Raw genomic sequence first — 24,102 nt, forward strand, 5'->3', positions numbered from 1 at the left:
TGAAAAGATCCGTCATGCGGTAGCCTTGCAGTCAGCCGCCGTCATTCGATGGCCGTCTGCGCACTCAACAACACGAACGCCACTGGTGAATCCACGCTCAGCGTTGAGCCTGTTCGCCTCTCGAATGCAGGCGGCCAGGCTCTCGTCCGCAAACACCTGCAGCTCACCATGCCCTGTGATGTGAATTACTTTGTTCATCGTCTTGCCCTCGGTTGTCATCCCAAGCAGCCCTCGCAAGAAGGCTGCTCAGTGATGCTTTCCGCCGTGACCCGCTACTGGCGTCGGTCGCCGGCTTGAATCAAATGTTCTTCCAGCCGCGGGCCTTTCGGCTTGTTCTCCCGCTGGATAACTGTTCTTGGCGCTTTACGCTGCACGCCCGGGTCAGTTGCCAACCCTCTGAACCGTTTAGGCCGGTTCATCGCTGCCTTTGAATCTGGGCCGGTGGTGATCCGGCAAGGGGTGTCGCTAAAGAGCGGTGCAGCTCTTGCTGCTGGCCGGCATCTTTCATTGCTGGCTTGAGGTGATAATCACAGAGTGTGTTTGTCGTGTCAACACACATTGTGTTTGTATTTTTCATGATTGGATCACGCTGTGTGGTTTTTATAGGGAGATTGAGAAGGACGGGGCGCTGAACTCGCCTGCCGGCGTGCTCATTTAGGAATCGCAGTACTCGCGCCAGCCGATCCTTACGGCGCCATCATCCAAATGCTCGATCCTTATGCCGGCGGTGTCGCCGATGTCTTGGATGACCTGACGCCAAGCTTCAGGACTTTCATCGTCGCGTCTGGAGACCTCAACCAACTGAACTCTCTGCACCCGAGGAGAGGCGATTATGCGGTGCAGGCGATGGCCGACGAGTTCGTAGGAGTTCCGGGGTTTCGACGTCGGGTAGGGTGTCTGGCTCATGCTTCGCTCCTTGCGATTACTGTATGTAATTACAGTATTTGCGTTGGCGTACATTGACAATAGCCTCAGAGGTAAATTTATGCATAAACGCATATATTGACCATTGGTTTTTCTTGCGGTCACAAAAAAACCGCTTAGCGGCGGGCTCGCAGACTCAATCCGTCAATCCGTCAATCCGGCTCCCGGGCCTTCAGTCTGGCCAAGCCCTGCTTGATATGCCCGGCGTTCTCTCCGATCGCCTCCAGGGCGCCGCGCACATTCTCGCCGATCTTGGCATGGCCTTGGCTTTCGACGAGCAGCGTCAACTCCATCAGCGCAGCTTCTAGGGCGAGCTGGTTCTCATATATGCGTTCCAGAGTGTCTGCAAGGGAGTATTCGGGCGAGGGCATCGCTTGGTCTCCAGTAGATGGCATGGAAAGCATAGCCGCGGGCAAAAAAATGGCCCGCTTATGTGCGGGCCTAAAGGGAATTCTTCAAAGGAGTAGGGTGAGTTTGAGCCCTGTCCTGTAAATGCCAGGTGAAAAGGATGTCGCCGAAACGAAAGGTCTCGCATCGCGGACTGCTTGAAGGCCGCTTTTAGAATGATGTAGCTATCGACTGGGCCAGCTGCATGTCTGACATGAGCGGAGAAGGGTAGGCCGACTGGTAGTATCTGGATGCCTGCTCAAACTCCGCACCGCGAATCTCACCGCCTGAACCAATGAAGGCCAGGGCGTCGGTCTTAGCTGACTTGAAAACCTTTGGCGGCTCGGTCGTGAGAGATGTGGTCGCACCAATCAAAATGGTTGGTGCGGAAATTGTGAGAAATATCGCAGCAGCAATAGGGTTGGCGCCATCACCTGATACGGCCTGCGTGCTGACCGATGCCAGTAGGGCGATCGCCAGGGTCTTCCATGAGTCCATGCTTCGTTGCGTCCGTTGCGTCCGTTGCGTTCAGAGGGCGCCACGATAGCAGAGTAGGGCGCTTGGCAGAAACAAGAAGCCCGGCGCTGGGCCGGGCTCTCGCTATGTAATCTATTTCCCGCTTTGCTGTTTTGGGAGCGACAATTGGAATGCCTTTATCTCGTCCAAAACACGCCGGTTAGCGTCAGTTTGCTCCTGGGCTTTCTGAATGATAGCGTCAACGGCCTTTTGGTTCTGTACAGCCTCCTTTCCGCCGTCGAAAAACGATTTTCCGCCGCTGAAAATTGTCGCATTCGCGCCCATAATACCGAGCACAATCGCAACGCCGATGCCGGCCATCCAATAACGCTGCTCTTTATTCGCCTGCCTGACTTTGCCAAACTCTTGCTCTGTGCGCTCGAGAGCTGCGAGTGTTGAAGATACTGCTTTATCGTTTGATTGAATGTGAGCCTGGAGCGACTCATGCATCGCGATGGATTCCCGGCGAGCTGAACGCTCACGCAGGCGCATTTCGCGGCGGATATCGTCCGAGCGTCGGACCGAATCCTTCTCCATTCTCTCGACACGTTTATCCATCCGCTCTTCGAGGGCGGATAGGGTTATGCTCAATTCTTCTCGGGTCATATCGGTCATAGATTTAGTATCGTCGGTACGTAGAGAATTGTCATCTACCTGCCTCGTTGACCCAGATCCAATCGTCTCCGCTGTGGATGCGTAACTACCCCCAATAGCGACTACTTCTGGAGTTAAGCACTCAACGTCCATAGATTCAGGGAAAATCACGAATCCTTCTGAGCGCGCGGCCTCTAGGAGCTCCGGGTCGTCCATAACCACACTAATAAATATCGCGGAATTGTTAGCGGGTTGAGATGAGAATCGCTTTACAGCCCGATGGCGATCATTCGTCATCGCTGACTATTTCCTGATCCTCCGGATCGAGGCTTTTTACCCCCAACCCCTTCAAGATATTGAGGGCTAAACGTTTTGCATCGCTCTCTTCCATAGTGATGCTAGCCACGTAGCGCTTCGTGAGCTCAAACGGTTCAGTGTTAGGTATTCCTAAAATCGGCGTTACCGCTCTTCGGGAAAACAGCAGACTAATGTGCTGAGGAGAGCCTTCCTTATCCTTGACACCAACTACCACCGCATTGTCACATATTTCGTCAATATAGCTGTCTGATAATATCTGTGGCGTCTTTTTCTTAGCTTCAACTTTTCGCTTCACTGTACTCACGCATCATTCTCCCTGAATAAAATTAGAAATTATGCTTACCACTCTGTTGCTGCCACCTACACGTTTAGGCCCTGCAAAAATACAAGTTTATTAGGCCCTCTCTCGATTTATCTGCCCCGCCTTCACCTTATCCATGCACACCATAGAAGTGATTCAGCACTATCAGCTCAACCACAGCCACGATGGTGCAGAGCACAACGAAGCCAGGGCTGAAGACCCGCTTTCGACCGGACGAGCCCAAGCTAAGACCAGCCGCGTCGGAGTAGCCGGGGATCATCATAAGCAGCGCCAGCCAAGCAATGACCCCAACCTTGCTCCAGAAGGACTGCTCTCGCCATGAGGTCGAAGGTTTTCCAAGGGCGGATGGCATCAGTAAAACTTCTGCAGCGCCTGCACAACCACGCCCACGATCCTGCAATTCTCGTCGACGGCCTCAATGGGGTAGCTCGGATTCAGCGGCTTCAGGAACAGCCTGCCGCCATCGCTGACCAGCTTCTTGAAGGTAGCTTCGTTGCTGTCTGGCAGCTTGGCCACGACCAGCTTACCTGGTGCAACCTCAGCCTCGGTGTCCACCAGGATCAGCGTGCCTTCGGTGATGCTCTGGCCGGCGGGCGCTGTCATAGAGTCACCCTTGACTGTCAGCCAAAACGCCGGGCCTTTGGCGTCGTACTCCGAAAACTCGTAGGTGTCCGAGATTCCGGCCGGGTAGGGCTCCACTGCTTCCGCCCAGGCGCCAGCGGCAACCCAGCTCACTACCGGGTAGCGGAATGATTTGGTGGGCTGTGCGGCGATTGAAATATTCGAGGGGCTTTCGCCAGGCAAAAGCAGCGCTGCAGGATCGATTTTCAGTTCATGGGCAATCTTGGAGATATCGTCAAGGTTTGGCTCCCGAGCATCTTTCTCATAGTTTCCTATGCGCGATTGGGATTTCCACCCGCACGCCTTTGCCAAGGCAGCCTGAGAAAGCCCTGCTTTTTCTCTGTAGTGCGCGATGCGCGATCCGAGTGTCTTCATGGATCGAATTTTAATCACGGAGTGAAATAAATTCCGCACACTTATTGTGTTTGCCAATAACACGTTATGTGTTTATCCTTGTTTTATTGACCGCAGGAGCAACGCAATGAACCTCATAGCAGAGTTTCGTGAGGAGGCCGGAATCACCCAGGCAGCCTTACACCGAAAGCTCAACTGGAAGCAGTCGCGGCTCGCTAACTACGAGTCGGGGGCACGCCCATTGAAGCTTGATGACGCCCGGAAGATCGTCCAGGCGCTGAATGAATTAGGTGCGAAATGCACTTTGGATCGCGTTTTTCCGCAGCAATCTTCTGCGGATGTTCGGGCCGCCTAAGTGACATCCCTGTCCGCCGTTCCATTGAAGCCAGATTAGAAGAGAGCAGTCCCCATGCAAACGTCCAGTTCCAGACACACCGTACAAACCCGTGATCAGGTGCTGGTCGCCCATGCTCAAAACCAGATCGCTCGCACCAGCTTGAGCCAGGACGATTTCGCCCAGGCGCTGAGCCGAGAGCTGCACCTGTCGATACCTGATCGCGCCAAGGAGAAGGTCGTCCCTGATTTCAATTCGCCCGACCTGACCGGCGACGTGAATGAGTTCGTGAAGGCGACCGGACGCTGGCTTAAGCGTGTTCAGCGCTGGCTATCTGGCGATCAGGAAATGCCGTCCTGGCTGGAAGAGTCGTGGGTCAATGCGCTTGAGCCTGAATACCGAGATCACTGCCTGAACGAGCTGGCGAGCCGCCACGGCCTGACCGGCGCCCGCCAGATGACCAGCGACCAATGTGCGAATAAAAGCTTCGGTGCGCTGATCCGCGCGTTCGGCGACGTCATCGACACCGGCAGCGAAGTGTTTGACGACCAGGTGATGTGCGAGCAGGACCTGCCGCATTTGCCGGCGTTCGCCAAGCAATGCCGTCAGGTTGAGGCGAAGGCGGGTGAGCTGGGGCGCAGGGCTGAGCAGTTGATGAAGGACGCCCGGCCGAATTTGAAATCCATCGCCTGAATTCCAGGCACAAAAAAGCCGACGTACGAGGTCGGCTTTTTCTACAGCGGTAAACAACTGGAGCGAATCATGCATCAACACACCGAATCGATCAATAGCCCCAACAATCTCGCGCCACGTTTTTCGCAATCAGAAAACGTGGCGCGCGGAGTTTCAATGTCCAGCCTTGAGCTGGTGGACTTCATCAACTCCAAGCGCGAGAAGGGCCAGCCGACACTGACGCACAAAAACCTGATCGCCAAAGTGCCGCGTGTTCTTGGCGCCGATCAATCGGCTAAATTTTCAGCCGATTACCTTGATGCCCGTAGCCGCGTACAAAAGTGTTTTGTGTTCCCCAAGCGTGAAGCCTGTCTGATCGCCATGTCGTACAGCTACGAGCTTCAGGCATTGGTGTTCGATCGCATGACAGCGCTTGAGGATCGTGAGCGCGCCCGCGCACTGCCAAGCAATCCAAAGATCATCGGTGAGCTCGCCATTCTGGAGTGCTTCGACCGCCTGCTGAAGCCTGCGCCCTCCAGCAAAATGCTGATGCTGGCCGAGATCGCCGCCAACAATGGCCTGGATGCCAAATTCCTCCCAGGCTATGCCGTGGACGTCGCGACAGATGCCGCTGGCGGCTCCTCGATGCCGACCAAGGCAATCACCGCCCTGATCAAAGATCACGCCATCGCCAGCACCGCCCGTGCCTTCAACCTTGCTCTTGAGGCCCACGGCTTCCTCAAGGTCCTTCAGCGTAAAAACTCCAAGCAGGAAATGGTGGACTTCTGGTCCGTGACCGAGAAGGGCCTGGCTTACGGCAAAAACCTCGCCAGCCCTAAATGCCCCCGCGAGACACAGCCTCACTGGTACGTGGATCGCTTCCTTGAATTGGCCGCTAAGGTCGGGAAGGCCTGACATGCAATACACCGTCACGATTAACCAGGTGAAGGCGCTGGAGTGGGGGCTGAATTCTCAGCAGGCCCTGCTGTTCGCGTTCGTCTACGGTTGCCCGAGCTGGACCAAGCCAATCAAGACTGATGACGGAATCTTCTTCGCGCTGAGCAAGGCAAAGATCATCGAGGAGTTGCCACTGCTCACTGATAAGCCGGACACCGCTTACCGCATGCTGAAGGCCCTGGAAGAGGCCGGTTTGATTGAGCTTTCCAGCACTTCGAACATCACGCTTTTTCGCCTGACCGAGAAGGCTGTCGAGTGGAACCAGAAGCTGGACGGGTCGGAAAAATATCCGACCCCACCAAATAACAAGGGTTGGAAAAAAATCCGATCTACCTCGGATAAATCTCCGATCAAGGTTGGAAAAAAATCCGGGCAAGGGTCGGAAAAATCTCCGACAAATCAGGATACCAATCATCAGGATACAGATCAGGACACCAGTCAGGACTTGCAGGACGCCACCGGCAAGCCGGCTCAATCCCGCGGCTTGGTCCTGGTGGTGGATAGCACCGACACTCCACGGGTTGAGATCCCGGCCGACATGCCTGGCCCCAAAGACCAGACCTGCAAAACCTTCAAGGTCTGGGCGAACTACGCCATGGCTTACCGCAAGCGCTACAGCGCCTGGCCGGTGTGGAACGCCAAGGTGGGCGGCCAGCTCGGCCAACTGGTCGACCGCCTCGGTGCCGATGTCGCCCACCACGTCGCCGCGCACTTCCTGAAAACCAGCGATGCCGCCGTCTTGCGCAAGTGCCACAGCCTCAACGAACTGCTGGCCAACGCCGAGAGTTACCACACCCAGTGGGTGACCGGACAGCGCATCAACGGCACAACCGCCCGCCAGATGGAACGGACCGAGGCAAACCACTCCGCAGCGGAGCAGGCCGCCCAGATAGTTCTGGCAAAACGCCAAGCAGGTGACCGCAATGAATACCTCTGAAATGAACGACCAGCAGGTTGCCGGACTGGCCGCTGCCATCTGCGCGACGGCCGAGGCCATGGGTCAGGAAATGAACCCTGGCACAGCCGCGATGATGGCTGAAGACCTCTGTGCCTACCCGGTGCCCGTCGTCAAGGCGGCGCTGAAGGCGTGCCGCTTCGAAGTGAAGGGCAAGCTGGCTATGGCTGACATCCTGCAGCGCGTCCAGACCTCCGATGGCCGCCCTAGGAAGGATGAGGCTTGGGCCATCGCCATGACCACCAACGATGAATTTGAAACCGTGGTGCTGACTGACGAGATCCAGCTTGCCCTGGCCGCTGCGAAACCCATCTTGGATGGCGGCGACAAAATCGGTGCGCGCATGGCGTTCATCGACGCCTACCAGCGGTTCGTGGGCCAGGCCCGCGAGGATGCGAAGCCGGTCAACTGGTACGTGTCGGTAGGCTTCGACGCCAACCGCCGAATTCAGGCTGTGACCAAGGCAATGGAGCTGAAGCGCATTCCCCACGAACACGCTCAGAAGTACTTGGCGGACCTGAGCGTCGAACCGATCACAGAAGAAGGTCGTGCCATCGCTGGCTTGCTAACTGGCACCGTCACACGGCCAGAGCCGGCGCTCCGTCAGAAGCTGGAGCTGGTGAAAAACTCGATGCTGGAAATGCGCAAGGCCAGTGCGGAACGGAAAACCGAAATGCGGATTGATGCGGCAAATGAGTTGGCGGATCGCCGGGCACTGCTGATCAAGCAGGCCCAGGAACTGGAAGCGAAGAGGGCAGCGCAATGACCAAGCCAGCCAAGCCTCGCCCAATGCCCGTGTACCTGGTGCTGCGCCGCCTGGTCGATCCTGCTACCGGCAAGGAGGTTGCAGCGTTCGTGCCGTCCTCCGACGCCGACCGGTCAATCCTTCGCGAGCGGGATTTTCGGATCAACACGAAGATTCGTGCTGACCTCAAGCAACCGCGCAACCCACGGTTCAACGGTCTGGTCCACGGCCTGGGCCGGGTGTTGAGTCAGAACATTGACCGCTTCTCTGGCAAGCAGTCCCACGACGCAATCAAGGCCCTGCAGCTGGAGTCAGGCGTGTACTGCGATGAGGAAGCGTTCGACATCCCGGGCCTGGGCCAGCTCACTCGCAAGACACCCCGCAGCCTTTCTTACGATTCGATGGGGGAGGAGACATTCCAAGATTTTTGGCGCCAGTGCTGCGCGTACTTGGTGCTACACGATTGGCCGACGCTCACGGAGGAGCGCCTGACCGAAATGGCAGAGTTTGAAGCATTCAAGGAGGCCGCATGACTATCGAACGGAAACAGCCAAAGCCGAAGAAATGCCGCCTTGCTACGTGCAGGGCCTCATTCGTCCCTTCGCGCATGGGCCAGTCGGTGTGCAGTCCGGCCTGCGCAATGATCGACGCTCCCCGGCATGAACCGAAGGCGCGCAAGGCTCTGGCCGAGCTCGGTCGCAAGGAGCTGCGCGCCGCGAAGGTGAAGATCAAGACGCGTGCCCAGCACATGAAAGAGGCCCAGGCCGCGTTCAACGCATGGATCCGCGAGCGGGACATCGGCCTTCCATGCGTGAGCTGTGGCCGTCACCACAACGGCCAGTGGCACGCTGGGCATTACCGCACGGTTGGCGGTAATCCTGAGCTCCGCTTCGAGCCGCTGAACGTGTGGCGCCAGTGTGCACCGTGCAACAACCATAAGTCGGGCGACATCGTGAATTACCGGTTGGAGCTGGTGAAACGCATCGGCGCCGACAAAGTGGATTGGCTGGAAGGGCCTCATGAGCCTCAGCGCTACACCATCGAGCAGTTGCAGGCCATCAAGGCGAAATACCGGGCAATGACCAGAGAGCTGAAAAAAGGGGAAGCCGCATGACCTATCGCAACGTTGTTTCAGCAGTCGTTCGGGCGCTTGCGGCCGAGACCATCAGTTCCGCCGGCGGCTGCGACTTCGAGCCAAAGGTGCAGTGCGCCAAGCAGAAGGGGGAGATCGTCGGCAAGGAGGCGGCGTTTCTCCAGGACTGCTGGGTGTTTGGGAGGCTGCACAAGGCGTTGACCCCGGCGCACTGGCGGGCACTTGTGGCGAAGTACTCGACGCATGAGGAGCGCAAGCATGGCGCCATCCTGGAACTGTTGAATTCGGTGAAGACGCCGGCGCCCAAGCGCTTCCGGGAATGCGCGGTGCTGACCTGGGCCATTCCACAAGTTGCCGGTGCCGAGGGCAAGCGCTCCGCCGCGGTGCTGCCGGCGGCCTGGTACGACATCACCAATTGGGACAACGACGGCAAACCAGAGTCGACCCGGTACCGTTGGCGCTCAGGGATCCGAAAGACGCTTGATGACCAGGTGAACGAAGCGCTCACTGCCGCTCAGGAACTGCTCGACGCGGAGGGATTGATAGAAAGTTGTGCGGCGTAGCAAGTAGCCGTTGCAATGAGTGAGAAAGTGAGAGATTATTTACCCATCCTGTCGATCTTGCGCGTTAGGGATTGATGCTTGAAGCCCGGCCATTGAGTCGGGCTTTTTTGTAAGGAGTTATTTAGTGGATCCCGTTCAGGTTGGAACCACTGTTCTCGGCTGGGGAGACATTTTAAAAATTGTCTTGGCGAGCGGTGTTGTGGCAGCTGCCATCGGATGGATAAAGGATTGGATCTTCAAGCAGAGGGATCGATCGCGAGACGCAAAGTTTTCCGCTATCGGAGTGATTGCGAAGCTTGACCTCTACGCACTTCAGTCTCGAACCAACGTCCGCAACTACTTCGAGCACATTGCATCTTTAGATCCGCACAGAGACTACCTGAACTGGCCGAGTTGTTCGTATCCTGAGACCGGCATAACAAATGAAGAGCTAAAGTGTCTCAGTTACGAACACGCTAGTGATTTGGCATGGATAGCTACAGAGAAGGCTCTTGCCAGCCACCATTTATATGCAGTTAACGAAGCTGCACGCACGCCGATCGATGTCTACAGGCACGAGGCGAATGTTGTAGGTTACTTCGGGTATGAGGCCTACATACTTGCTAGCAAACTGAGGAAAAAATATAGTCTTCCTTCATTTGGTAAAAGGTGGGGAACAAACGATGAGTTTGTCGATCTTTTACATTCGTGGATGGAAACGAAAGCTGCTGTAAGTAGAGTCGCAAAGTCTCAACGAGACATCGCGGACTGATAGCTACATATTTTAATGCCCGCCAGGTTCGGCATTTCCTTGAACCCGCCCCGTGCGGGTTTTTTATTGCCTATGGAAAGGGCGATTCAGCAAAAGGAGTTTGCAGATGTTGAAAGAATTCAGATGCGGAAACTGCAAAAGACTTCTCGCCCGTACGGGTGGGTTTACAGAGCTCCAGATCAAGTGTTCCCGATGCGGCACGTTGAATCATGTGAAGGCCATGAGCCTCGAGCAATCGCCATTGAGCGACATGAATGCGGAATCTTCCGCGAACAATCAGTCGACTCAATAGGTGAAAACATGGAACCAGTACAAATCGGCAGCCGTTTCAAATCGATCGCAACAAGCTACGCAGAGGCAGTTTTCACTCCGGCGCAGAACGTTAATGGCGCGGTAGTTCGAACAGCTACGATGATCAGCCCCGTCGGGAATGGATTTATTAGTACCGGCACGACCATTCCGGAAGGGCGCTGGGTGACCAACGTGCCCGTTATCTTGTCCGCCGTTAGCGGTTCTTCCACTCTTCCATTCTCTGTAACCATTCCTGCGGGTCAGGGCCTATGGGTAGCAATGACACAGAATGGTGGCGGTACGGCCTACGTGACCTACGACCTGCTGCCTTAAGGCGCGGTGGGCTGCTTATGCAGCCGTTTGCTTTTATCCTGTCCACTATTGACAGGCCAAGGCCCCGGCATTTGTCGGGGCCTTCTTTTTTTCGGCTCCACCACACCCATTGCTCTAAGCTGGGAGTGCTGCTGGGGCTGACCTATTCAAACATGCCCCACGGAGTCGAGCGCATGGAGTATTTACAGCGCCTGCTCGACAAGATCGACAGGTTCGAATTGCTGATTGCGGGCCTCGTTGGGGCAGTGATCGCCAGTTGGTGGCACAAGGACGACTTGAACGACTGGCGTGCCTGGATGATCTTCCTCATCACCGGCATGGCCTGCTCGATCTACCTGACGAGCATGGTCAGCACCTATCTGGGCGTGACCGAGCCGAAGATCGTCGCCGGCATTGGCTTCCTGCTGGGAGCCTTCGGCGGCTCGCTCTTGGCGGCCATCAATCGAGCCATTAAATCCGCTGACCTCTGGGCGCTTATTCGCCAGCGGTTCGGGGGAGGCAATCCACCATGAATCTTGAATTGATCAACTCCATCGCATGCGGCCTTATCGCGCTATGGGCAGCCTGGTGTGTATTGAGCGGGAAGGTGAGGGACGGCATCCTTGGGAAGCTGATCTACTCGACCATCGCCATCAGCGGCTTCGTCGTCATGGCCCGCAGCCAGAACATCTTCTTCGGCCCGACCACTGCTGGCCTGACTCTGCATGTGTCCCTGGCCCTGGCCGGTGCACGTCACATCTTCATGGTCACGTACTGGCAGCCGGTGAAAGCCTGGCTGTGCCGGACGCTGAGCTGTGAGCACTGCATGGGGTGCTCGAAGGCGCCGGAAGGCATCGATCGCCGGAAGCAGTAATCCGCGCCACGTTTTCGAATGCGCCAAATCGTGGCGCGACAACGGAAGTAATGTTGACGAAAAGCCGCTCGCAGAGGGTGAATGCTCGCTACTGGGCTGATGAGTTATCCTTCGGGTAATTCTTATTTGCTCTTTAGGTCATTGCCATGCCGCGGTTTGAGATTTTTAGTAATGGGCAGCATATCGGTTGGTCCGACTTTGAGCATGGCGATCCACCCATGGGAGTTGCGCATGGTTTGTTTATTCCAGGCCCAGGATACTCCGGCATCCAGGAGCAGATTAGAGCCTCTACCCAGCGTGATCAGCGCCATTTCAAATTTACGGTACGCTTAGACGGAGTAGAAATTACTGCTTCCGGTGCATCCATCGCCGACTATTCCGTTAATTCTGATGCGGATGACATGGAGGTGGTCGTTCTAGGTATTGAATACCCAGCATATGGTGATGTCTTTCCTGAGCACGTCGCGGCCTATAAGCAGCAGTGGGGCGGGTAGCCACATCTCGGACCGTCGATAGGTTTGACAGTTTAGGTGTGCCGCAGGCGAGTGCGGCACGGAGCGGTCTATTTTTTGAATTCAACATTGGCTGTGACGAGGAGCTGGCCGTTGACGGTGACCTTGCACGCCCGACCGGTTTCAGTCTTTGTACCGGGTGCAAATACCGGGTCACACTGCAGAAACACCTTCTTGCCTTGATAATCTCGTGTCACACCTGCCGTTGTTGTGCTTGCTGGTTCCTTCATGAATTTCCGATTCCATGGCCCAAAGTAGATCTCTGGTTCGCCGCCGCCGAAGAAGCCAGATTCAGGAGTGGCGCAAATCGTGCCTTGCATCCGCTCTCCATCGATGATGTTTGCGTCTTCGTAGCAAGAGATCAACCCTTTGGCGGTGACAATCGTCGACGGCCCTCTGTTGGTCCATGTTGGAGCGGTCACACAGCCAGAAAGGGTGATTACGGCGAGAGCAGTGGCGACGAGGGAAGTTTGTTGAATTCGCATGAGTTGGGCGTCCTTACTTTTCGAGGCGCACACAAATACCGGCTATGGGCCACTATTTCAAGCTTAAAGGGTGAATGATGAACAGGCCATATCCTCCACCCTCACTACTTACACAGGCCGATTTCACGATGCGGCTGAGTCCTGCTCCAGAAGTTTGGGAGTGGCTCCAAGCCGAGATCCTCGCCGACACCGGCAGCATTCACAACGAAGACCATGCCCACCTTCTGAATGCAGACATCCGGATCATGTGGGCGTCGTCGAGCTTTAACAAGCAGGGCCGGACAGTCCTGGGCCAGGCCGAACAGGTAGCGTTCCGCGCCGGCGGCTGGCAGAAGGCCCGGATGGAGCAACAGATGCGTGATTGGTTCGGTGATCTGCCGGCTTTCATCATCACGTTGGCTGCTGACTACTGCGCCCAGTGCAGCGACACCGACTTCTGTGCTCTGGTAGAGCACGAGCTGTACCACATCGCTCACGCCAACGATAAGTACGGCCAGCCAGCCTTCAACAAGGAGGGCGCGCCAAAGCTTGAGATGCGCGGCCACGACGTAGAAGAGTTCGTTGGTGTCGTCCGCCGCTACGGCGCAAGCCCTGACGTTCAGGCGTTGGTGGATGCTGCAAACAGTCCCGCCGAGGTGGGGAAATTGAACATTGCGAGGGCCTGCGGAACCTGTCTGCTCAGATCGGCCTGATTCTTGACAGGCTCTAGACGGATGAGAATTTATGACAGTCCTGAAAAATGAGGTGAAGGGCTTCATCGTTCAGGCGCTGGCGTGCTTTGACACACCGTCCCAGGTGGTGGAAGCCGTCAAGAACGAATACGGGGTTGTGGTAAGCCGCCAGCAGGTGGAGACGCACGACCCAACCAAGTCTGCTGGGAAGGGACTTGCTGTGAAGTGGGTGACCTTGTTCAACGACACCCGCAAGCGCTTCCGTGAAGAAACTGCCGAGATCCCAATCGCCAACCGTGCATTCCGCCTCCGCGCCATGAATCGCTTCGTGGAGAAGGCCGAATCGATGAAGAACATCGGTCTGGCCATGCAGATCCTCGAGCAGGCGGCGAAAGAAACCGGTGACATCTACGTCAACCGAGCCAAGAAGGAAGAGGTGGGTGATGAACCGGTGATCCCGACCCGCATCCAGGTCGACGTGGTGGATGCGAGGAAGCCGAATGCCGAGCCTTAATGTTCCGCAGGCTCAGTTCCTCACGCTGCCCCACAAATTCCGTGCGTTCGTTGCCGGGTTCGGCTCAGGCAAGACCTGGGTGGGCTGTTCGGCGCTGAGTAAGCACTTCATGGAGTGGCCCGGCGTCAACGCTGGCTACTTCGCACCGACTTACCCGCAGATCCGGGACATCTTCTATCCGACTATGGATGAGGTGGCCTATGACTGGGGGCTGAAGACCAAGATCAACCAGGCGAACCACGAAGTTCACATCTACAGCGGCCGGCAGTATCGCGGCACTGTGATTTGCCGCTCGATGGAGAAGCCGCAGACCATCGTCGGCTTCAAGATCGGCCAGGCCCTGGTCGATGAGCTGGACGTGATGAGCTTGCTGAAGGCTCAACAGGCCTGGCGCAAGATCATTGCCCGGATGCGTTACAACCTGCCAGGGCTGAAGAACGGCGTGGACGTAACTACAACCCCCGAGGGCTTCAAGTTCGTCTACCAGCAGTTCGTGAAGCAGCTGCGCGACAAGCCCGCGCTGAATGACATGTACGGCCTGGTGCAGGCCAGCACGTTCGATAACGAGCTGAACCTGCCAGATGACTACATCGCATCACTGATGGAGTCGTACCCGCCTCAACTCATCCAGGCGTACCTTCGCGGCCAGTTCGTCAACCTGACCTCCGGCACCATCTACACAGCCTACGACCGCAAGCTCAACGGGTGCTTCGACACCTTGCAGCCCGGCGAGCCGCTGTTCATTGGAATGGACTTCAACGTCGGAAAGATGGCTGCGATCACCCACGTCAAACGCGACCAGGGGCTGCCCAGGGCAGTGGATGAGTTGATCGACGGCTACGACACGCCCGACATGATCCGCCGCATCAAGGAGCGCTACTGGCAGCACGACGGCAACGACTTCAGGAAAACCTGCGAGATCAGGATCTACCCGGACGCTTCGGGCGATTCGCGCAAGTCTGTGAACGCCAGCATCACCGACCTTGCCATGCTCAAGCAGGCCGGGTTCGCAGTCATCGCTCCAGCGGCAAACCCGCCGGTGAAAGACCGAATCAACGCAATGAACGCAGTCTTCTGCAATGCGCAGGGCGAGCGCCGCTACCTGGTCAACCCGCTCACCTGTCCGACCTACGCCGATGGCCTGGAGCAGCAGGTGTGGGGCACGAACGGGGAGCCAGACAAAACCGCCGGCATCGATCACGCGAACGATGCCGGCGGCTACTTCATCCACCGCGAGTACCCGATCATCAAACCGGTCACCGCTATCAAAATGGGATACGCCCGATGAGCAACGACGTCTCCTTCAAACGGGCGGAATACACAGCAGTGCTGGACCGCTGGGCCACCGTTCGCGACGTCTGCGCCGGCCAGCACCGGGTTGTCGATCGGTTGCCATACATCAACGCGCACGACAAGTCTCCGGAAAACGAAGACCGGAACCGTGCTTACCGCGAGCGGGCGGTGTTCAAGAACGCCACCGGGCACACTCGTAACGGGTTGTTGGGCCTGGCCTTTCATAAAGACCCGACGCTCACGGTACCGAAGAAGCTGGAATACCTGCAGGACAATGCCAACGGTTCCGGGGTGAGCATTTACCAGCACTCACAGGGCACGCTTGAAAAGGTGCTTGAAGCTGGTCGCCACGGTCTGTACGTCGACTATCACCAAGACGACGGCATCGGTGGGCACTCGGTGATCCTTTCCTACTGCGCCGAGGACATCATCAACTGGCGTACCGGTATGGTGAACGGCCATAGCGTTTTGACGCTGGTAGTGCTGCGCGAGTCTCCGGAAATTCCCGACGGGTTCGGCTACAAGACGGCTGAGCAGTACCGGGAACTGGCGCTTGAGGATGACGGATTCGTTTGCCGTGTTTGGCGCCGGTCCGGTCCGAAAGGTGGTGGGCCACTGGCAGTCATTGAAGAGTTCAAGCCAGAAGGTGTAACCGGTCGCCTCAAGGAGATCCCGTTCACCTTCGTCGGCGCACAGAACAATGATCCAAGCATTGATGAGTCGCCTCTCTACGACATCGCCATGATCAACCTGGGTCATTACCGCAACAGCGCCGACTACGAAGACAGCGTCTTCTGGTGCGGCCAGGCCCAGCCGTGGATCTCTGGCTTGGACGAGCAGTGGCGCGACTGGATGGAGAAGAACGGCGTCTATGTCGGCTCCAGGGCGCCGATGATGCTGCCGTCCGGTGGCCAGTTCGGCTACGCGCAACCACTGCCGAACACTCTGGTCAAGGAGGCTATGGCCGACAAGAATCAGATGATGATCGAACTGGGTGCCCGGATGGTGGTGGCGTCACTGACCGCCAAGACCGCAACGGAGTCCCGCGGCGATCAGTCGGCATCTACTTCGGTTCTGGCCGGCTGCGTGGCAAACGTCAGCGAGGCCTACACCCGGGCGATCATGTGGTGCTGCGCCTACATGGGCATTGCTGACAAGAAGGTCGCCTACCAGGTGAATCAGGAGTTCGTCGAACTCACGGCTGATCCGCAGATGATCACGGCCTTGGTTGGCTTGTGGCAGCAAGGCGGCTTCGCCAAGGCAGACCTTCGGGCCTACCTGCGCAAGCTGGGCCTGATTGCGCCAGAGCGTACAGACCTGCAGATCGACGGTGAATTGCAGGAGCAGGGCGACGGTCTAGGTCTGGACGATGAGGACAAACCAAATGGCCGCAAACCAAGCAATCCTTGACGCTACGATCCGGCACGCGGTCTTCCTCGAAAAGCTCAAGGCGGGGGAGGTGGGCAAGTTTGCACCCTTCCTCAAGGAGATTGACCGATCTATACGGGATCGGCTGACCCAGTCGGACCTGACTGAGTACAACGTCAAGCGCCTGGAAGCGCTGCTGAAGGAGGTGGATAGCCTACTGCTGGGCATCTTCGACCGCTATAGCGTGCAACTGAACCTGGACCTGGTGGACATCGCCAACTACGAGGCCGAATTTGAGGCGACCAACCTTGCCAGGTCGGCGCCGGTTGGCGTGTCGCTCGATGTGGTAGCACCAACGGCTGCTGCGATCCGTTCGGCAGTGCTGACGAATCCGCTCAGTGTGCGCGGCACAGGCGGCGGGAAGCTGCTGAAGGCCTTCATCAAGGGTTGGACCGGTGAAGAGCGTGAACGGGTTACCGGCACCATCCGGCAGGGCTTCTTCGAAGGGCAGACGAACTTCCAGATCATCCGCAACATTCGCGGCACCAAAGCGGCAGGCTACAAAGACGGCATCCTGGCCACCACCAACCGCAATGCCAGCACGGTCGTTCACACCGCCATTCAGCATGTGTCGTCCCAGGCGCGGATGGAGGTGGCCAAGGCCAACACGGATATCGTGAAAGAGATCCAGATGGTGGCCACGCTGGACAGTAAGACCAGTCAGCAATGTCGGTCGATGGACAAACGACGGTTTCCGGTTGATTCGGGGCCTCGGCCACCGTTTCACCCTAACTGCCGAACCACCTTCATTCTGCTGACCAAGCTCAGTGAGATGTTCGCCAAAGGTGCTACCCGCGCTTCATTGGGTGCCGATGGCGGCCAGCAGGTCAGTGCGAGCCTGGATTACTACCACTGGCTCCAGCAGCAGCCGGCATCGTTCCAGAACGTGGCTATCGGCCCGATCCGGGCCAAGCTGTTCCGGGAGGGCGGGTTGACCGTCGAGCGCTTCGCCGAACTGCAGCTTGATCGGAACTTCGCGCCGCTGACTCTGGTGCAAATGAAAGGGCTAGAGCCGCTGGCATTTGAAAGAGCAAACATTTAGATTTCGTACCTTAAATGGATTTCAAGGTAGCGTAAAATGTCGAGATATAAGCAGCTTTCAGATGCATACGCGGTGAACACTCAGGCGTTGATTGTTTATAGGCAAGAGGCGAGAGATGCGCTCACGAAAATTCGTGATGCCGTTCGGAAGCACCTCGGGCTCATTGTTGTCGACACCGATATAGTGCGAATAGTCTCAGAGAATGGATCAAACGTTTTCTCGACTCTTGCAGTGCTTGAACATGGAGAGTCGGTCCACTTCGAACTTGTTGTGAGCCTTGGCGGCGACGGTGGACTACCGAAGTCCGACATCGCCATCCCCGCAGTGATCGGTAAAAAATCGAACCACATCAATTTATCGATACCTGGAATAAATTTTGAAATTGTCCTGGATAGCGATGATCGCTATCAGGCAGTCGCCGAATCGGTCTTTGAAGCCATTCTCAGCCGGCTGGAAAAATTCTAATAATCATTGATAGCTGCGCTCCGTAATTGGAGGGCTAACAAACAAGACCTCGGTTAATTGCCGGGGTTTTTTTATGCCTGCAAAGCGGGCCGACCAAACCCAAGGGGTGCATCAACGTGGCAGAAGAAAACGAGATCGACCTGGAAAACCCGGCAATCAAGGCCGCTATCGCGACTGCCGTTGAAGCCTCCGTGACTGGGTTGAAGTCCAAAAACAATGAGCTGCTGGGCAAGCTGAAGGAAACCACCGGCAAGCTGACCCAATTCGAGACCCAGTTCGAAGGCATCGACATCGACGCCGTTAAAGGCCTGCTCAGTCGTGCGGGCCAGGACGAAGAAACCAAGCTGTTGACCGAGGGCAAGGTCGACGAGGTCTTCAACCGCCGCACCGAACGCTTGCGTGGCGACTATGACAAGCAGTTGAAGGCTATCACCGTCCGCGCCGAGAAGGCCGAAGCCTTCGCCGCCAAGTTCCAGGGCAAGGTCCTGGGCGACTCGGTGCGCGGCGCTGCACTGAAAGCTGGCGCACTGCCGGAAGCAACCGACGACATCATCCTGCGCGCCAAAGGCGTGTTCTCTCTGAACGAAGAGGGCGAAGCGGTCGCCGTCGATGAGCATGGACAGACCATCCTCGGCAAAGACGGCAAGACCCCTCTGACTCCGCTCGAATGGGCGGAATCCCTGCGCGAAAGCGCACCCCACCTGTGGCCAAGGGCTTCAGGGACACAAGCCCCGGGCGGGGGCGGCGGCCAGGCTGCATTCAAGCGCTCCGAAATGACCTCCGAGCAAAAGCGCGAATACCAGCGCAAGCACGGCCAAACCGCATTCCTGCAATTGCCCAAGTAAGGGGAAATACCCATGGCGACAACCGTCAACAGCGACCTGATCATCTACAACGATGAGGCGCAAACCGCATACCTGGAGCGCGTCCAGGACAACCTGGATGTGTTCAACGCATCTTCCAATGGCGCGATCGTCCTCGACAACGAGCTGATCGAGGGCGACTTCCGCAAGCGCGCTTTCTACAAGATTGGCGGCTCGCTGGAACACCGCGACGTCAACTCCACCGGAAAGGTGACCGCCAAAAAGATCGGCGCCGGTGAGGCCGTCGGTGTCAAAGCACCGTGGAAATACGGCCCGTACCAGACCACCGAAGAGGCGTTCAAGCGTCGCGGCCGCCCGGTTGATGAGTTCTCCCAGATCATCGGTGCCGACGTTGCCGACGCGACCTTGGAAGGCTTCATCCAGTACGCCACCGCCGCGCTGCGCGCAGCCATCGGCTCCAACGCCGGCATGGTGGTCTCGGCGAACATCGAAACCGATGGCAAGAAGACGCTGACCCGCGGCATGCGCAAATTCGGCGACAAGTTCGGCCGCATTGCGTTGTGGGTTATGCACTCCAGTGCGTACTTCGACATCGTCGACGAGGCCATCACCAACAAAATCTACGAAGAGGCTGGCGTCGTTATCTATGGCGGCCTGCCTGGCACCCTGGGCAAGCCCGTACTGGTGACCGACACCGCGCCATCGGACGTGATCTTCGGCCTGCTGCCGAATGCCGTAGTGATCACCGAATCCCAGGCCCCCGGCTTTCGCTCGTACAACGTGGACGACGAGGAAAACCTGGGCATCGGCTACCGCGCCGAGGGAACCGTCAACATTGACGTCCTGGGTTACAGCTGGAAGGAAACCGCCGGGGGCGCGAACCCAACCCTGGCGGCTGTCGGTTCTGCGGCCAACTGGGTCAAGCACGCCGACAGCAACAAGGTCACCGCAGGCGTGATGATCACTCTCACCACTACACCACCAGCTGGCGGCTGATATTCACCCCAGGAAGCGGTCGGCAACGGCCGCTACGGAGATTCCCATGGAACTGATTTACACGAACCAGCTTGAGGGCTTTGAGCCGGAGAAGCGTTACCGGACTGCCAGTCTATTTCGCGGCATTGAACGCGGCGCGACGGCAGTGGTGGTCGTTGGCGACCATCCAGACATCGTCGCCGCCTATGAGGCCGCAGGCATTGCCGTTTCGGTTGCTGAGGTCCCGGAACCTTCCGCAGTCAGCGTGCCAGCGGCACTGCCCGATGAGCTGGCAGAGGAAATTGCCAGGCTGCGGACTGAAAATGGCGCGGTCATTCTCCTGGCTGATGGCATGGAGGCTGGCGAAATTCAGCGACCCGAAGTTGGCGAAATTGCGCTGCGATTGTTTGGCGTACTGGGCACCATCCACACCTCGGTTGGAGAGCTGACTACTGAGCGTGACGGCCTGCTCGTGACTGTAGATACACTGCGCAACGAGGTTGAAGCGCTGAAGAAGGCCGCCATTTCGCCGCCGGTTGATGAGACTGGAGAAATCGCGGCGCTGAAAGCCAAGCTCGACGAAGCGAAGGTGCCATACCGGGCAAACGCCTCGAAAGAATCCTTGGAAAAGCTCGTCGCTGATCTGCCGAAGGCGTGATAATGCTGGCTGCCGGTGACCCGGTGGCCGCTCTCAAACCATTCCAGCGAGTTGACGCATGACACTCATCATCGAGGACGGCACCGGCAAGCCTGACGCCGAAAGCTACGCCAGTGCCGAGGATCTGGCCCTGTATGCCGTGAAATTCGGCACGGTCATCCCCGCGGGCGTTCCCGAGCAGGAAGCGCTGCTGCGCCGGGCTGCCTTGGCAATGGATGGAAAAACCTGGAAAGGCCGCAAGATGAGCAGCGAGCAAGCGCTGGCGTGGCCGCGTCGGGGTGTTGAGCTGGACTGCCAGATCAAGCCAGACAATTACCTGCCGGCGCGGATCCAGTATGGCCAGATGGCCCTGGCCGCCGAGATCCATCAAGACGACATCGACCCAGTGGAGAAGCGCAAGGGTGCTGTCACTCTGGAGCGCGTCGAAGGGGCGGTGACTCGCGAGTACGCGGCGATCTCAAATACCAGCGGTCGACTGCTGCCGGCGGCGCCGGATCGGCCGAGCGCGACGCAGTTTGCCGACTACCTACAAAAGCGCGGGCTGTTCGCAATCCGTGCGTAATGGTAGCTTTGTGCCTTCATGAATCGGAGGTGATTATGACTGCAATGCTTTTTGGAAACGATACGGCTACGTGGGATGAGTTTGCAGCTGCAGCACTCAATGGCTTGATCGCTAAAGGGGATCATTCTCTGGCACAAGCCGCTGCTAAAGCAGCTCAAGCAGCCGATCAATTATTGCTCGAACGTAAAGCTCGAACTGATGCCGCTAATGAATACCAGTTTGGTAAATCTGCGTCTCGGTAGCTTTCTTTAACACTGGAGCCACCATGGCCTTCTACGACGAAATGGCCGTGATGGCTCTGGAAATGATCGCAGAGTTCGGCCAGCCTGTGATCATCAGTAAGACGGAGCCGGGCGAGTACGACCCCGAGACGGGAGGCGAAACACCTGGTGCGACCGCAAAGCAAACCGCCCAGGGCATCCTGCTCGACTTTACCGGCCTCGAATTCCAAAACAACAGTCTCATAAAGCAGGGCGACAAGAAGCTCAAGATCGCCGCGCAGGGTTTGGCCTGGGCGCCGGGTCTGCTCGACAAGGTGGTTGCCCAAGGCCGCACCTGGTCAATCGTGCCGCCACTGAAAGAGGTCAATCCGGCCGGTACGCCCATCTTGTATGAGCTGCAGGTGCGGTCGTGAGCCGGGCAGGCGCCGGCCAGTCCGGCAGCTTCGCCTTGAGTCTGGCCGAGTTCGCCGCCCAAACCAGTGAAGCCATCAACGCCAGCGTGCGCGAGATCATCATTGAGGTCGGCAGCAGCCTGATCCGCATGTCTCCCGTGGGTAGCCCGGAGATTTGGGCGCAGAACGCAGTGGCGAACCAGTACAACAAGGCCGTCGACGACCACAATAGCGCGCTGCGCAGTGACCCGGAAAACCTCACGAAGGGTGGCAGGCTCAAGAAGGGCCGCAAGCTCAATGACGGCATGGACATCAAGGCGCCCGAAGGCTACGTCGGCGGCCGGTTCCGTGCGAACTGGCACATATCGCTCGGCGTGGTCGAGAGCGTCACTTTCGACGAGGTAGACCCAAGTGGTGCTGAAACCACCGCTGCGCTGGTCGCCGCCATGAGCGATTTCACCGCCGGCCAGATGGCCTACATCATCAACAACTTGCCCTATGCGATCCCGCTGGAGTTCGGCCATTCCACCCAGGCCCCCGGCGGTATGGTCAGGGTAACCGTGGCTCGCTTCCAGCAGATCGTGCTGGAGGCCATCAGGAACAACCAGGTATGAGTCACGCAATCATCGCTTCGATCTACGAGGCAAAGCTCATCGCCTGGAACACTGCCAGGTTGGAGAAGTTGAAGATCGTGTTCGAGAACACCGCTTACATGCCGGGGGAGGGCGAGACTTATCTGCGGGCTTTCACCATCCCCGGCGATACCGCAAGCAACACGCTCGGCGGCGATCATCGGCTGTACACAGGCGTGTTTCAAGTCAGCATCATCGCGCCGGCGGGGACCGGCAAGAGCAAGACCAACCCTATTGCTGCCGAGATCATCGCCCTATTCCCGCTGTACGTTCGCGATGTGAAGAATGGCTTCGTTGTCACACCGATGACTCCCGTGGATGTCGGCCCAGGTATTACTGGCGATTCAGCCTATACGGTACCTCTGTCGTTCTCTTACCGGTCCGACACCACGCCATAACCCGCCCGTTGGGCAAATCCTGACCCGCCATTGAGCGGGTTTTGTCATTTCTGCAAAGAGGAAAACCCATGTCTGTCTATTTCCCCAACGGGGCAACGCTTTCGATTTCCAGCGGGTTCGCTGCTGCCAAGCTGATCACCGCAATCAGCAACGCGAACCCCGGTGTCGCCACCAGCGCCGCAAATGGCTTTGCCAATGGCGATATTCTGCTCGTCACCTCGGGCTGGGAGGACATCAACGAGCGCGCTGTGCGGGTATCCAACGCTGCCGCAGGCGCATTTACCCTGGAAGGCATTGACACGTCCAATGTTGCTTTCTTCCCGGACGGCATCAGCGGCGGCACTGCCAAGAAAGTTACCGGCTGGGTAGCGGTCAACCAGGTGATCGGAAATTCCATGTCTGGCGGCGAGCAGCAATATTGGACTTATGCGCCGCTCGAAGCGCGCCGCGACAAGCAGATCCCGACCACTAAGAATGCGCAGGCCTTCGCCTTTCAGCTGGCCGATGATGACAGCCTGGCTTGGTACGAAGAGCTCGATAAGGCTGACCGCGAGAAGGAAGTACGCATCCTGCGTATGTCGCTGCCCAACGGCAAAACGATCTACTACGCCGGTTATGCCTCCTTCAACAAGACGCCGACGCTGGTGCGCAACGAAGGCGCTGCTGTCTCCTTCGGGTTCACCATTAACGCGGAAATCACTGCGTATCGCGCGCCTGTTGCTGCTGGCGGCGGAGCTTAATCATGGCGAAATTCAAGATTGCCCAATCACCGACGTTTCTGGGGGCCGTGATGGTCCCTGTAGTCGGCCAGGATCCGGTGAAGGTGGGCTTCACCTTCAAATACCGAAACCGTATTGAGCTTGCAGCGTTGTTCGATGAGTGGAACCAGCGGCGCAAGGACGGCCTCGATAAGTTCGGCGAAAAACCCTCCGTGTCCGAAATCGTTGCCGTTGACACCGAAAACCAGATTCAGCAAATCAAGGATTTGGTTGTGGCTTGGGAGTTCGACGATAAGTTTGATGACGAGAGCATCAAGGCGTTGGTGACGTCCTGTCATGGCACAACCGAGGCAGTCGTAGACGCCTATCAGGATGCTTATTCCAAGGCCCGCACGGGAAACTGATACGCGCCGCCCGCGCCCTGTATGAGTCCCCGCCGGATGCCGAGCAGATCGCTGCATTCGGCTGGGACGCAGAGGACATGGAAGAAGAGTTCGATATTTGGCCGTGCCTTTGGCCAGCCTTCTTGCTGTTCAATCGCATGTCTACCCAATGGCGGGCAGGCGCCGGCGGCGCGATCGGTCTCGATTACAGCAGCATCCGCGACGTGGCCGGCTTCCTCGGCATCAAGAAAAAGAAACTCGCCGAAATCTTCCCTGACCTTCAGGTGCTGGAAGGCGAAGCCCTGCGCGTTATGGCGGAGGAAAGGGAAAACAGCCCGTAACCAC

39 protein-coding genes are annotated in these 24,102 nt (G+C 57.5%); 31 read left to right on the plus strand and 8 right to left on the minus strand.

Annotated elements, in window-relative coordinates; genetic code table 11:
- Nucleotides 1-654 precede the first annotated feature (654 nt).
- From K5K89_RS15325 to K5K89_RS15350, 7 genes are all read right to left on the minus strand, one after another.
- Entirely contained in the window at nucleotides 655-906 is a 252-nt protein-coding gene (locus K5K89_RS15325) for a DUF1654 domain-containing protein (RefSeq protein ID WP_222539684.1), read from the minus strand.
- A gap of 170 nt (nucleotides 907-1,076) precedes the next feature.
- Nucleotides 1,077-1,295, minus strand: coding sequence for a hypothetical protein (locus K5K89_RS15330; RefSeq protein ID WP_222539685.1), 219 nt, complete (start codon nucleotides 1,293-1,295; stop codon nucleotides 1,077-1,079).
- 187 nt (nucleotides 1,296-1,482) lie between these two features.
- On the minus strand, nucleotides 1,483-1,809 hold the full coding sequence (locus K5K89_RS15335) for a DUF2388 domain-containing protein (RefSeq protein WP_222539686.1): 327 nt from the start codon (nucleotides 1,807-1,809) through the stop codon (nucleotides 1,483-1,485).
- Nucleotides 1,810-1,920: 111 nt separating this feature from the next.
- Entirely contained in the window at nucleotides 1,921-2,442 is a 522-nt protein-coding gene (locus tag K5K89_RS15340) for a hypothetical protein (protein ID WP_222539687.1), read from the minus strand.
- Between the two features lie 265 nt (nucleotides 2,443-2,707).
- Entirely contained in the window at nucleotides 2,708-3,043 is a 336-nt protein-coding gene (locus tag K5K89_RS15345; RefSeq protein WP_222539688.1) for a hypothetical protein, read from the minus strand.
- A 127-nt stretch (nucleotides 3,044-3,170) separates the two neighbouring features.
- On the minus strand, nucleotides 3,171-3,413 hold the full coding sequence (locus K5K89_RS28665) for a hypothetical protein (protein ID WP_261400656.1): 243 nt from the start codon (nucleotides 3,411-3,413) through the stop codon (nucleotides 3,171-3,173).
- Entirely contained in the window at nucleotides 3,413-4,120 is a 708-nt protein-coding gene (locus K5K89_RS15350; protein ID WP_222539689.1) for a LexA family protein, read from the minus strand. The genes K5K89_RS28665 and K5K89_RS15350 overlap by 1 nt, the downstream gene beginning before the upstream one ends.
- Before the next feature lie 43 nt (nucleotides 4,121-4,163).
- Here K5K89_RS15350 and K5K89_RS15355 point away from each other — a divergent pair, with 43 nt between their 5' ends.
- The 14 genes from K5K89_RS15355 (at nucleotide 4,164) to K5K89_RS15420 (ending at nucleotide 12,077) form a co-directional block, all read left to right on the plus strand.
- Nucleotides 4,164-4,391: a helix-turn-helix domain-containing protein gene (locus K5K89_RS15355; protein ID WP_012724032.1), complete on the plus strand. Its 228-nt coding sequence runs from the start codon at nucleotides 4,164-4,166 to the stop codon at nucleotides 4,389-4,391.
- Nucleotides 4,392-4,445: 54 nt separating this feature from the next.
- Entirely contained in the window at nucleotides 4,446-5,063 is a 618-nt protein-coding gene (locus K5K89_RS15360) for a hypothetical protein (RefSeq protein ID WP_222539690.1), read from the plus strand.
- 69 nt (nucleotides 5,064-5,132) lie between these two features.
- A complete protein-coding gene (locus tag K5K89_RS15365) occupies nucleotides 5,133-5,957 on the plus strand; it encodes a Rha family transcriptional regulator (RefSeq protein WP_222539691.1) in 825 nt (274 codons plus the stop codon).
- Between the two features lies 1 nt (nucleotide 5,958).
- On the plus strand, nucleotides 5,959-6,936 hold the full coding sequence (locus tag K5K89_RS15370) for a phage replication protein (protein ID WP_222539692.1): 978 nt from the start codon (nucleotides 5,959-5,961) through the stop codon (nucleotides 6,934-6,936).
- Nucleotides 6,923-7,720 carry a hypothetical protein gene (locus K5K89_RS15375; RefSeq protein WP_222539693.1) on the plus strand — a complete coding sequence of 266 codons (798 nt, stop codon included), beginning with the start codon at nucleotides 6,923-6,925 and terminating at the stop codon, nucleotides 7,718-7,720. Before K5K89_RS15370 ends, K5K89_RS15375 begins: the two co-directional genes overlap by 14 nt.
- Nucleotides 7,717-8,232, plus strand: coding sequence for a hypothetical protein (locus K5K89_RS15380; RefSeq protein ID WP_021491154.1), 516 nt, complete (start codon nucleotides 7,717-7,719; stop codon nucleotides 8,230-8,232). Before K5K89_RS15375 ends, K5K89_RS15380 begins: the two co-directional genes overlap by 4 nt.
- Before the next feature lie 2 nt (nucleotides 8,233-8,234).
- Complete coding sequence (locus K5K89_RS15385) at nucleotides 8,235-8,813, plus strand: recombination protein NinG (RefSeq protein WP_222541716.1); 579 nt, start codon at nucleotides 8,235-8,237, stop codon at nucleotides 8,811-8,813.
- Complete coding sequence (locus K5K89_RS15390) at nucleotides 8,810-9,355, plus strand: hypothetical protein (RefSeq protein ID WP_222539694.1); 546 nt, start codon at nucleotides 8,810-8,812, stop codon at nucleotides 9,353-9,355. The genes K5K89_RS15385 and K5K89_RS15390 overlap by 4 nt, the downstream gene beginning before the upstream one ends.
- Nucleotides 9,356-9,479: 124 nt before the next feature.
- Nucleotides 9,480-10,106 (plus strand): hypothetical protein, encoded by a 627-nt coding sequence (locus tag K5K89_RS15395; protein WP_222539695.1) that lies wholly within the window; start codon nucleotides 9,480-9,482, stop codon nucleotides 10,104-10,106.
- 100 nt (nucleotides 10,107-10,206) lie between these two features.
- On the plus strand, nucleotides 10,207-10,398 hold the full coding sequence (locus K5K89_RS15400) for a zinc finger domain-containing protein (protein WP_222539696.1): 192 nt from the start codon (nucleotides 10,207-10,209) through the stop codon (nucleotides 10,396-10,398).
- An 8-nt stretch (nucleotides 10,399-10,406) separates the two neighbouring features.
- Nucleotides 10,407-10,730: a hypothetical protein gene (locus K5K89_RS15405; RefSeq protein WP_222539697.1), complete on the plus strand. Its 324-nt coding sequence runs from the start codon at nucleotides 10,407-10,409 to the stop codon at nucleotides 10,728-10,730.
- A gap of 173 nt (nucleotides 10,731-10,903) precedes the next feature.
- Nucleotides 10,904-11,242 carry a hypothetical protein gene (locus tag K5K89_RS15410; protein ID WP_003218335.1) on the plus strand — a complete coding sequence of 113 codons (339 nt, stop codon included), beginning with the start codon at nucleotides 10,904-10,906 and terminating at the stop codon, nucleotides 11,240-11,242.
- Nucleotides 11,239-11,583: a hypothetical protein gene (locus K5K89_RS15415; protein WP_222539698.1), complete on the plus strand. Its 345-nt coding sequence runs from the start codon at nucleotides 11,239-11,241 to the stop codon at nucleotides 11,581-11,583. The genes K5K89_RS15410 and K5K89_RS15415 overlap by 4 nt, the downstream gene beginning before the upstream one ends.
- A gap of 146 nt (nucleotides 11,584-11,729) precedes the next feature.
- Nucleotides 11,730-12,077 carry a hypothetical protein gene (locus K5K89_RS15420; protein ID WP_222539699.1) on the plus strand — a complete coding sequence of 116 codons (348 nt, stop codon included), beginning with the start codon at nucleotides 11,730-11,732 and terminating at the stop codon, nucleotides 12,075-12,077.
- A 68-nt stretch (nucleotides 12,078-12,145) separates the two neighbouring features.
- Here K5K89_RS15420 and K5K89_RS15425 read toward each other — a convergent pair whose 3' ends face one another.
- Nucleotides 12,146-12,580 (minus strand): hypothetical protein, encoded by a 435-nt coding sequence (locus K5K89_RS15425; RefSeq protein ID WP_222539700.1) that lies wholly within the window; start codon nucleotides 12,578-12,580, stop codon nucleotides 12,146-12,148.
- Nucleotides 12,581-12,657: 77 nt separating this feature from the next.
- Between K5K89_RS15425 and K5K89_RS15430 the strand changes: the two genes are divergently transcribed.
- The 17 genes from K5K89_RS15430 to K5K89_RS15510 all read left to right on the plus strand — a co-directional run bounded on the left by K5K89_RS15430 (nucleotide 12,658) and on the right by K5K89_RS15510 (nucleotide 24,098).
- Nucleotides 12,658-13,272: a putative metallopeptidase gene (locus K5K89_RS15430; RefSeq protein ID WP_222539701.1), complete on the plus strand. Its 615-nt coding sequence runs from the start codon at nucleotides 12,658-12,660 to the stop codon at nucleotides 13,270-13,272.
- Between the two features lie 31 nt (nucleotides 13,273-13,303).
- Nucleotides 13,304-13,765: a DUF2280 domain-containing protein gene (locus tag K5K89_RS15435; protein WP_222539702.1), complete on the plus strand. Its 462-nt coding sequence runs from the start codon at nucleotides 13,304-13,306 to the stop codon at nucleotides 13,763-13,765.
- Nucleotides 13,752-15,053 carry a terminase large subunit domain-containing protein gene (locus K5K89_RS15440; protein WP_222539703.1) on the plus strand — a complete coding sequence of 434 codons (1,302 nt, stop codon included), beginning with the start codon at nucleotides 13,752-13,754 and terminating at the stop codon, nucleotides 15,051-15,053. The genes K5K89_RS15435 and K5K89_RS15440 overlap by 14 nt, the downstream gene beginning before the upstream one ends.
- Nucleotides 15,050-16,468 (plus strand): DUF4055 domain-containing protein, encoded by a 1,419-nt coding sequence (locus K5K89_RS15445; RefSeq protein ID WP_222539704.1) that lies wholly within the window; start codon nucleotides 15,050-15,052, stop codon nucleotides 16,466-16,468. Before K5K89_RS15440 ends, K5K89_RS15445 begins: the two co-directional genes overlap by 4 nt.
- Nucleotides 16,443-17,528 carry a minor capsid protein gene (locus K5K89_RS15450; RefSeq protein WP_222539705.1) on the plus strand — a complete coding sequence of 362 codons (1,086 nt, stop codon included), beginning with the start codon at nucleotides 16,443-16,445 and terminating at the stop codon, nucleotides 17,526-17,528. Before K5K89_RS15445 ends, K5K89_RS15450 begins: the two co-directional genes overlap by 26 nt.
- Before the next feature lie 36 nt (nucleotides 17,529-17,564).
- Nucleotides 17,565-17,993 carry a hypothetical protein gene (locus K5K89_RS15455; RefSeq protein WP_090403891.1) on the plus strand — a complete coding sequence of 143 codons (429 nt, stop codon included), beginning with the start codon at nucleotides 17,565-17,567 and terminating at the stop codon, nucleotides 17,991-17,993.
- A gap of 116 nt (nucleotides 17,994-18,109) precedes the next feature.
- On the plus strand, nucleotides 18,110-18,838 hold the full coding sequence (locus K5K89_RS15460; RefSeq protein WP_222539706.1) for a hypothetical protein: 729 nt from the start codon (nucleotides 18,110-18,112) through the stop codon (nucleotides 18,836-18,838).
- Between the two features lie 12 nt (nucleotides 18,839-18,850).
- Entirely contained in the window at nucleotides 18,851-19,813 is a 963-nt protein-coding gene (locus K5K89_RS15465) for a major capsid protein (RefSeq protein ID WP_090403895.1), read from the plus strand.
- 46 nt (nucleotides 19,814-19,859) lie between these two features.
- Nucleotides 19,860-20,450, plus strand: a complete 591-nt coding sequence (locus K5K89_RS15470) for a hypothetical protein (RefSeq protein ID WP_222539707.1) — start codon at nucleotides 19,860-19,862, stop codon at nucleotides 20,448-20,450.
- A 58-nt stretch (nucleotides 20,451-20,508) separates the two neighbouring features.
- Nucleotides 20,509-21,012: a DnaT-like ssDNA-binding protein gene (locus K5K89_RS15475; RefSeq protein ID WP_222539708.1), complete on the plus strand. Its 504-nt coding sequence runs from the start codon at nucleotides 20,509-20,511 to the stop codon at nucleotides 21,010-21,012.
- A 35-nt stretch (nucleotides 21,013-21,047) separates the two neighbouring features.
- Complete coding sequence (locus tag K5K89_RS15480) at nucleotides 21,048-21,254, plus strand: hypothetical protein (protein ID WP_222539709.1); 207 nt, start codon at nucleotides 21,048-21,050, stop codon at nucleotides 21,252-21,254.
- Nucleotides 21,255-21,277: 23 nt separating this feature from the next.
- Complete coding sequence (locus tag K5K89_RS15485) at nucleotides 21,278-21,646, plus strand: hypothetical protein (protein ID WP_222539710.1); 369 nt, start codon at nucleotides 21,278-21,280, stop codon at nucleotides 21,644-21,646.
- Nucleotides 21,643-22,239, plus strand: coding sequence for a hypothetical protein (locus K5K89_RS15490; RefSeq protein WP_222539711.1), 597 nt, complete (start codon nucleotides 21,643-21,645; stop codon nucleotides 22,237-22,239). Before K5K89_RS15485 ends, K5K89_RS15490 begins: the two co-directional genes overlap by 4 nt.
- Entirely contained in the window at nucleotides 22,236-22,655 is a 420-nt protein-coding gene (locus tag K5K89_RS15495) for a phage tail terminator-like protein (protein ID WP_222539712.1), read from the plus strand. Before K5K89_RS15490 ends, K5K89_RS15495 begins: the two co-directional genes overlap by 4 nt.
- Before the next feature lie 68 nt (nucleotides 22,656-22,723).
- Nucleotides 22,724-23,395, plus strand: coding sequence for a phage tail protein (locus tag K5K89_RS15500; protein ID WP_153649802.1), 672 nt, complete (start codon nucleotides 22,724-22,726; stop codon nucleotides 23,393-23,395).
- A gap of 2 nt (nucleotides 23,396-23,397) precedes the next feature.
- Complete coding sequence (locus K5K89_RS15505; RefSeq protein WP_177024652.1) at nucleotides 23,398-23,778, plus strand: phage tail assembly chaperone; 381 nt, start codon at nucleotides 23,398-23,400, stop codon at nucleotides 23,776-23,778.
- Between the two features lie 47 nt (nucleotides 23,779-23,825).
- Nucleotides 23,826-24,098, plus strand: a complete 273-nt coding sequence (locus tag K5K89_RS15510) for a DUF1799 domain-containing protein (protein WP_409996328.1) — start codon at nucleotides 23,826-23,828, stop codon at nucleotides 24,096-24,098.
- The last annotated feature ends 4 nt before the right edge of the window (nucleotides 24,099-24,102 follow it).

The sequence above is a fragment of the Pseudomonas sp. DR208 genome (assembly GCF_019823005.1).
GTDB lineage: Bacteria > Pseudomonadota > Gammaproteobacteria > Pseudomonadales > Pseudomonadaceae > Aquipseudomonas > Aquipseudomonas extremorientalis.

What these genes read in the sequence shown, in the direction of transcription:
- K5K89_RS15505 (WP_177024652.1), top strand. Translation starts at nt 23,398, where the DNA reads ATGGCGAAATTCAAGATTGCCCAATCACCGACGTTTCTGGGGGCCGTG.
- K5K89_RS15380 (WP_021491154.1), top strand. Translation starts at nt 7,717, where the DNA reads ATGACCAAGCCAGCCAAGCCTCGCCCAATGCCCGTGTACCTGGTGCTG.
- K5K89_RS15440 (WP_222539703.1), top strand. Translation starts at nt 13,752, where the DNA reads ATGCCGAGCCTTAATGTTCCGCAGGCTCAGTTCCTCACGCTGCCCCAC.
- K5K89_RS15480 (WP_222539709.1), top strand. Translation starts at nt 21,048, where the DNA reads ATGACTGCAATGCTTTTTGGAAACGATACGGCTACGTGGGATGAGTTT.
- K5K89_RS15500 (WP_153649802.1), top strand. Translation starts at nt 22,724, where the DNA reads ATGTCTGTCTATTTCCCCAACGGGGCAACGCTTTCGATTTCCAGCGGG.
- K5K89_RS15445 (WP_222539704.1), top strand. Translation starts at nt 15,050, where the DNA reads ATGAGCAACGACGTCTCCTTCAAACGGGCGGAATACACAGCAGTGCTG.
- K5K89_RS15425 (WP_222539700.1), bottom strand. Translation starts at nt 12,580, where the DNA reads ATGCGAATTCAACAAACTTCCCTCGTCGCCACTGCTCTCGCCGTAATC.
- K5K89_RS15340 (WP_222539687.1), bottom strand. Translation starts at nt 2,442, where the DNA reads ATGACCGATATGACCCGAGAAGAATTGAGCATAACCCTATCCGCCCTC.
- K5K89_RS15450 (WP_222539705.1), top strand. Translation starts at nt 16,443, where the DNA reads ATGGCCGCAAACCAAGCAATCCTTGACGCTACGATCCGGCACGCGGTC.
- K5K89_RS15390 (WP_222539694.1), top strand. Translation starts at nt 8,810, where the DNA reads ATGACCTATCGCAACGTTGTTTCAGCAGTCGTTCGGGCGCTTGCGGCC.
- K5K89_RS15325 (WP_222539684.1), bottom strand. Translation starts at nt 906, where the DNA reads ATGAGCCAGACACCCTACCCGACGTCGAAACCCCGGAACTCCTACGAA.
- K5K89_RS15375 (WP_222539693.1), top strand. Translation starts at nt 6,923, where the DNA reads ATGAATACCTCTGAAATGAACGACCAGCAGGTTGCCGGACTGGCCGCT.
- K5K89_RS15330 (WP_222539685.1), bottom strand. Translation starts at nt 1,295, where the DNA reads ATGCCCTCGCCCGAATACTCCCTTGCAGACACTCTGGAACGCATATAT.
- K5K89_RS15370 (WP_222539692.1), top strand. Translation starts at nt 5,959, where the DNA reads ATGCAATACACCGTCACGATTAACCAGGTGAAGGCGCTGGAGTGGGGG.
- K5K89_RS15420 (WP_222539699.1), top strand. Translation starts at nt 11,730, where the DNA reads ATGCCGCGGTTTGAGATTTTTAGTAATGGGCAGCATATCGGTTGGTCC.
- K5K89_RS15465 (WP_090403895.1), top strand. Translation starts at nt 18,851, where the DNA reads ATGGCGACAACCGTCAACAGCGACCTGATCATCTACAACGATGAGGCG.
- K5K89_RS15410 (WP_003218335.1), top strand. Translation starts at nt 10,904, where the DNA reads ATGGAGTATTTACAGCGCCTGCTCGACAAGATCGACAGGTTCGAATTG.
- K5K89_RS15360 (WP_222539690.1), top strand. Translation starts at nt 4,446, where the DNA reads ATGCAAACGTCCAGTTCCAGACACACCGTACAAACCCGTGATCAGGTG.
- K5K89_RS15335 (WP_222539686.1), bottom strand. Translation starts at nt 1,809, where the DNA reads ATGGACTCATGGAAGACCCTGGCGATCGCCCTACTGGCATCGGTCAGC.
- K5K89_RS15405 (WP_222539697.1), top strand. Translation starts at nt 10,407, where the DNA reads ATGGAACCAGTACAAATCGGCAGCCGTTTCAAATCGATCGCAACAAGC.
- K5K89_RS15455 (WP_090403891.1), top strand. Translation starts at nt 17,565, where the DNA reads ATGTCGAGATATAAGCAGCTTTCAGATGCATACGCGGTGAACACTCAG.
- K5K89_RS15415 (WP_222539698.1), top strand. Translation starts at nt 11,239, where the DNA reads ATGAATCTTGAATTGATCAACTCCATCGCATGCGGCCTTATCGCGCTA.
- K5K89_RS15435 (WP_222539702.1), top strand. Translation starts at nt 13,304, where the DNA reads ATGACAGTCCTGAAAAATGAGGTGAAGGGCTTCATCGTTCAGGCGCTG.
- K5K89_RS15355 (WP_012724032.1), top strand. Translation starts at nt 4,164, where the DNA reads ATGAACCTCATAGCAGAGTTTCGTGAGGAGGCCGGAATCACCCAGGCA.
- K5K89_RS28665 (WP_261400656.1), bottom strand. Translation starts at nt 3,413, where the DNA reads ATGCCATCCGCCCTTGGAAAACCTTCGACCTCATGGCGAGAGCAGTCC.
- K5K89_RS15485 (WP_222539710.1), top strand. Translation starts at nt 21,278, where the DNA reads ATGGCCTTCTACGACGAAATGGCCGTGATGGCTCTGGAAATGATCGCA.
- K5K89_RS15475 (WP_222539708.1), top strand. Translation starts at nt 20,509, where the DNA reads ATGACACTCATCATCGAGGACGGCACCGGCAAGCCTGACGCCGAAAGC.
- K5K89_RS15365 (WP_222539691.1), top strand. Translation starts at nt 5,133, where the DNA reads ATGCATCAACACACCGAATCGATCAATAGCCCCAACAATCTCGCGCCA.
- K5K89_RS15430 (WP_222539701.1), top strand. Translation starts at nt 12,658, where the DNA reads ATGAACAGGCCATATCCTCCACCCTCACTACTTACACAGGCCGATTTC.
- K5K89_RS15495 (WP_222539712.1), top strand. Translation starts at nt 22,236, where the DNA reads ATGAGTCACGCAATCATCGCTTCGATCTACGAGGCAAAGCTCATCGCC.
- K5K89_RS15470 (WP_222539707.1), top strand. Translation starts at nt 19,860, where the DNA reads ATGGAACTGATTTACACGAACCAGCTTGAGGGCTTTGAGCCGGAGAAG.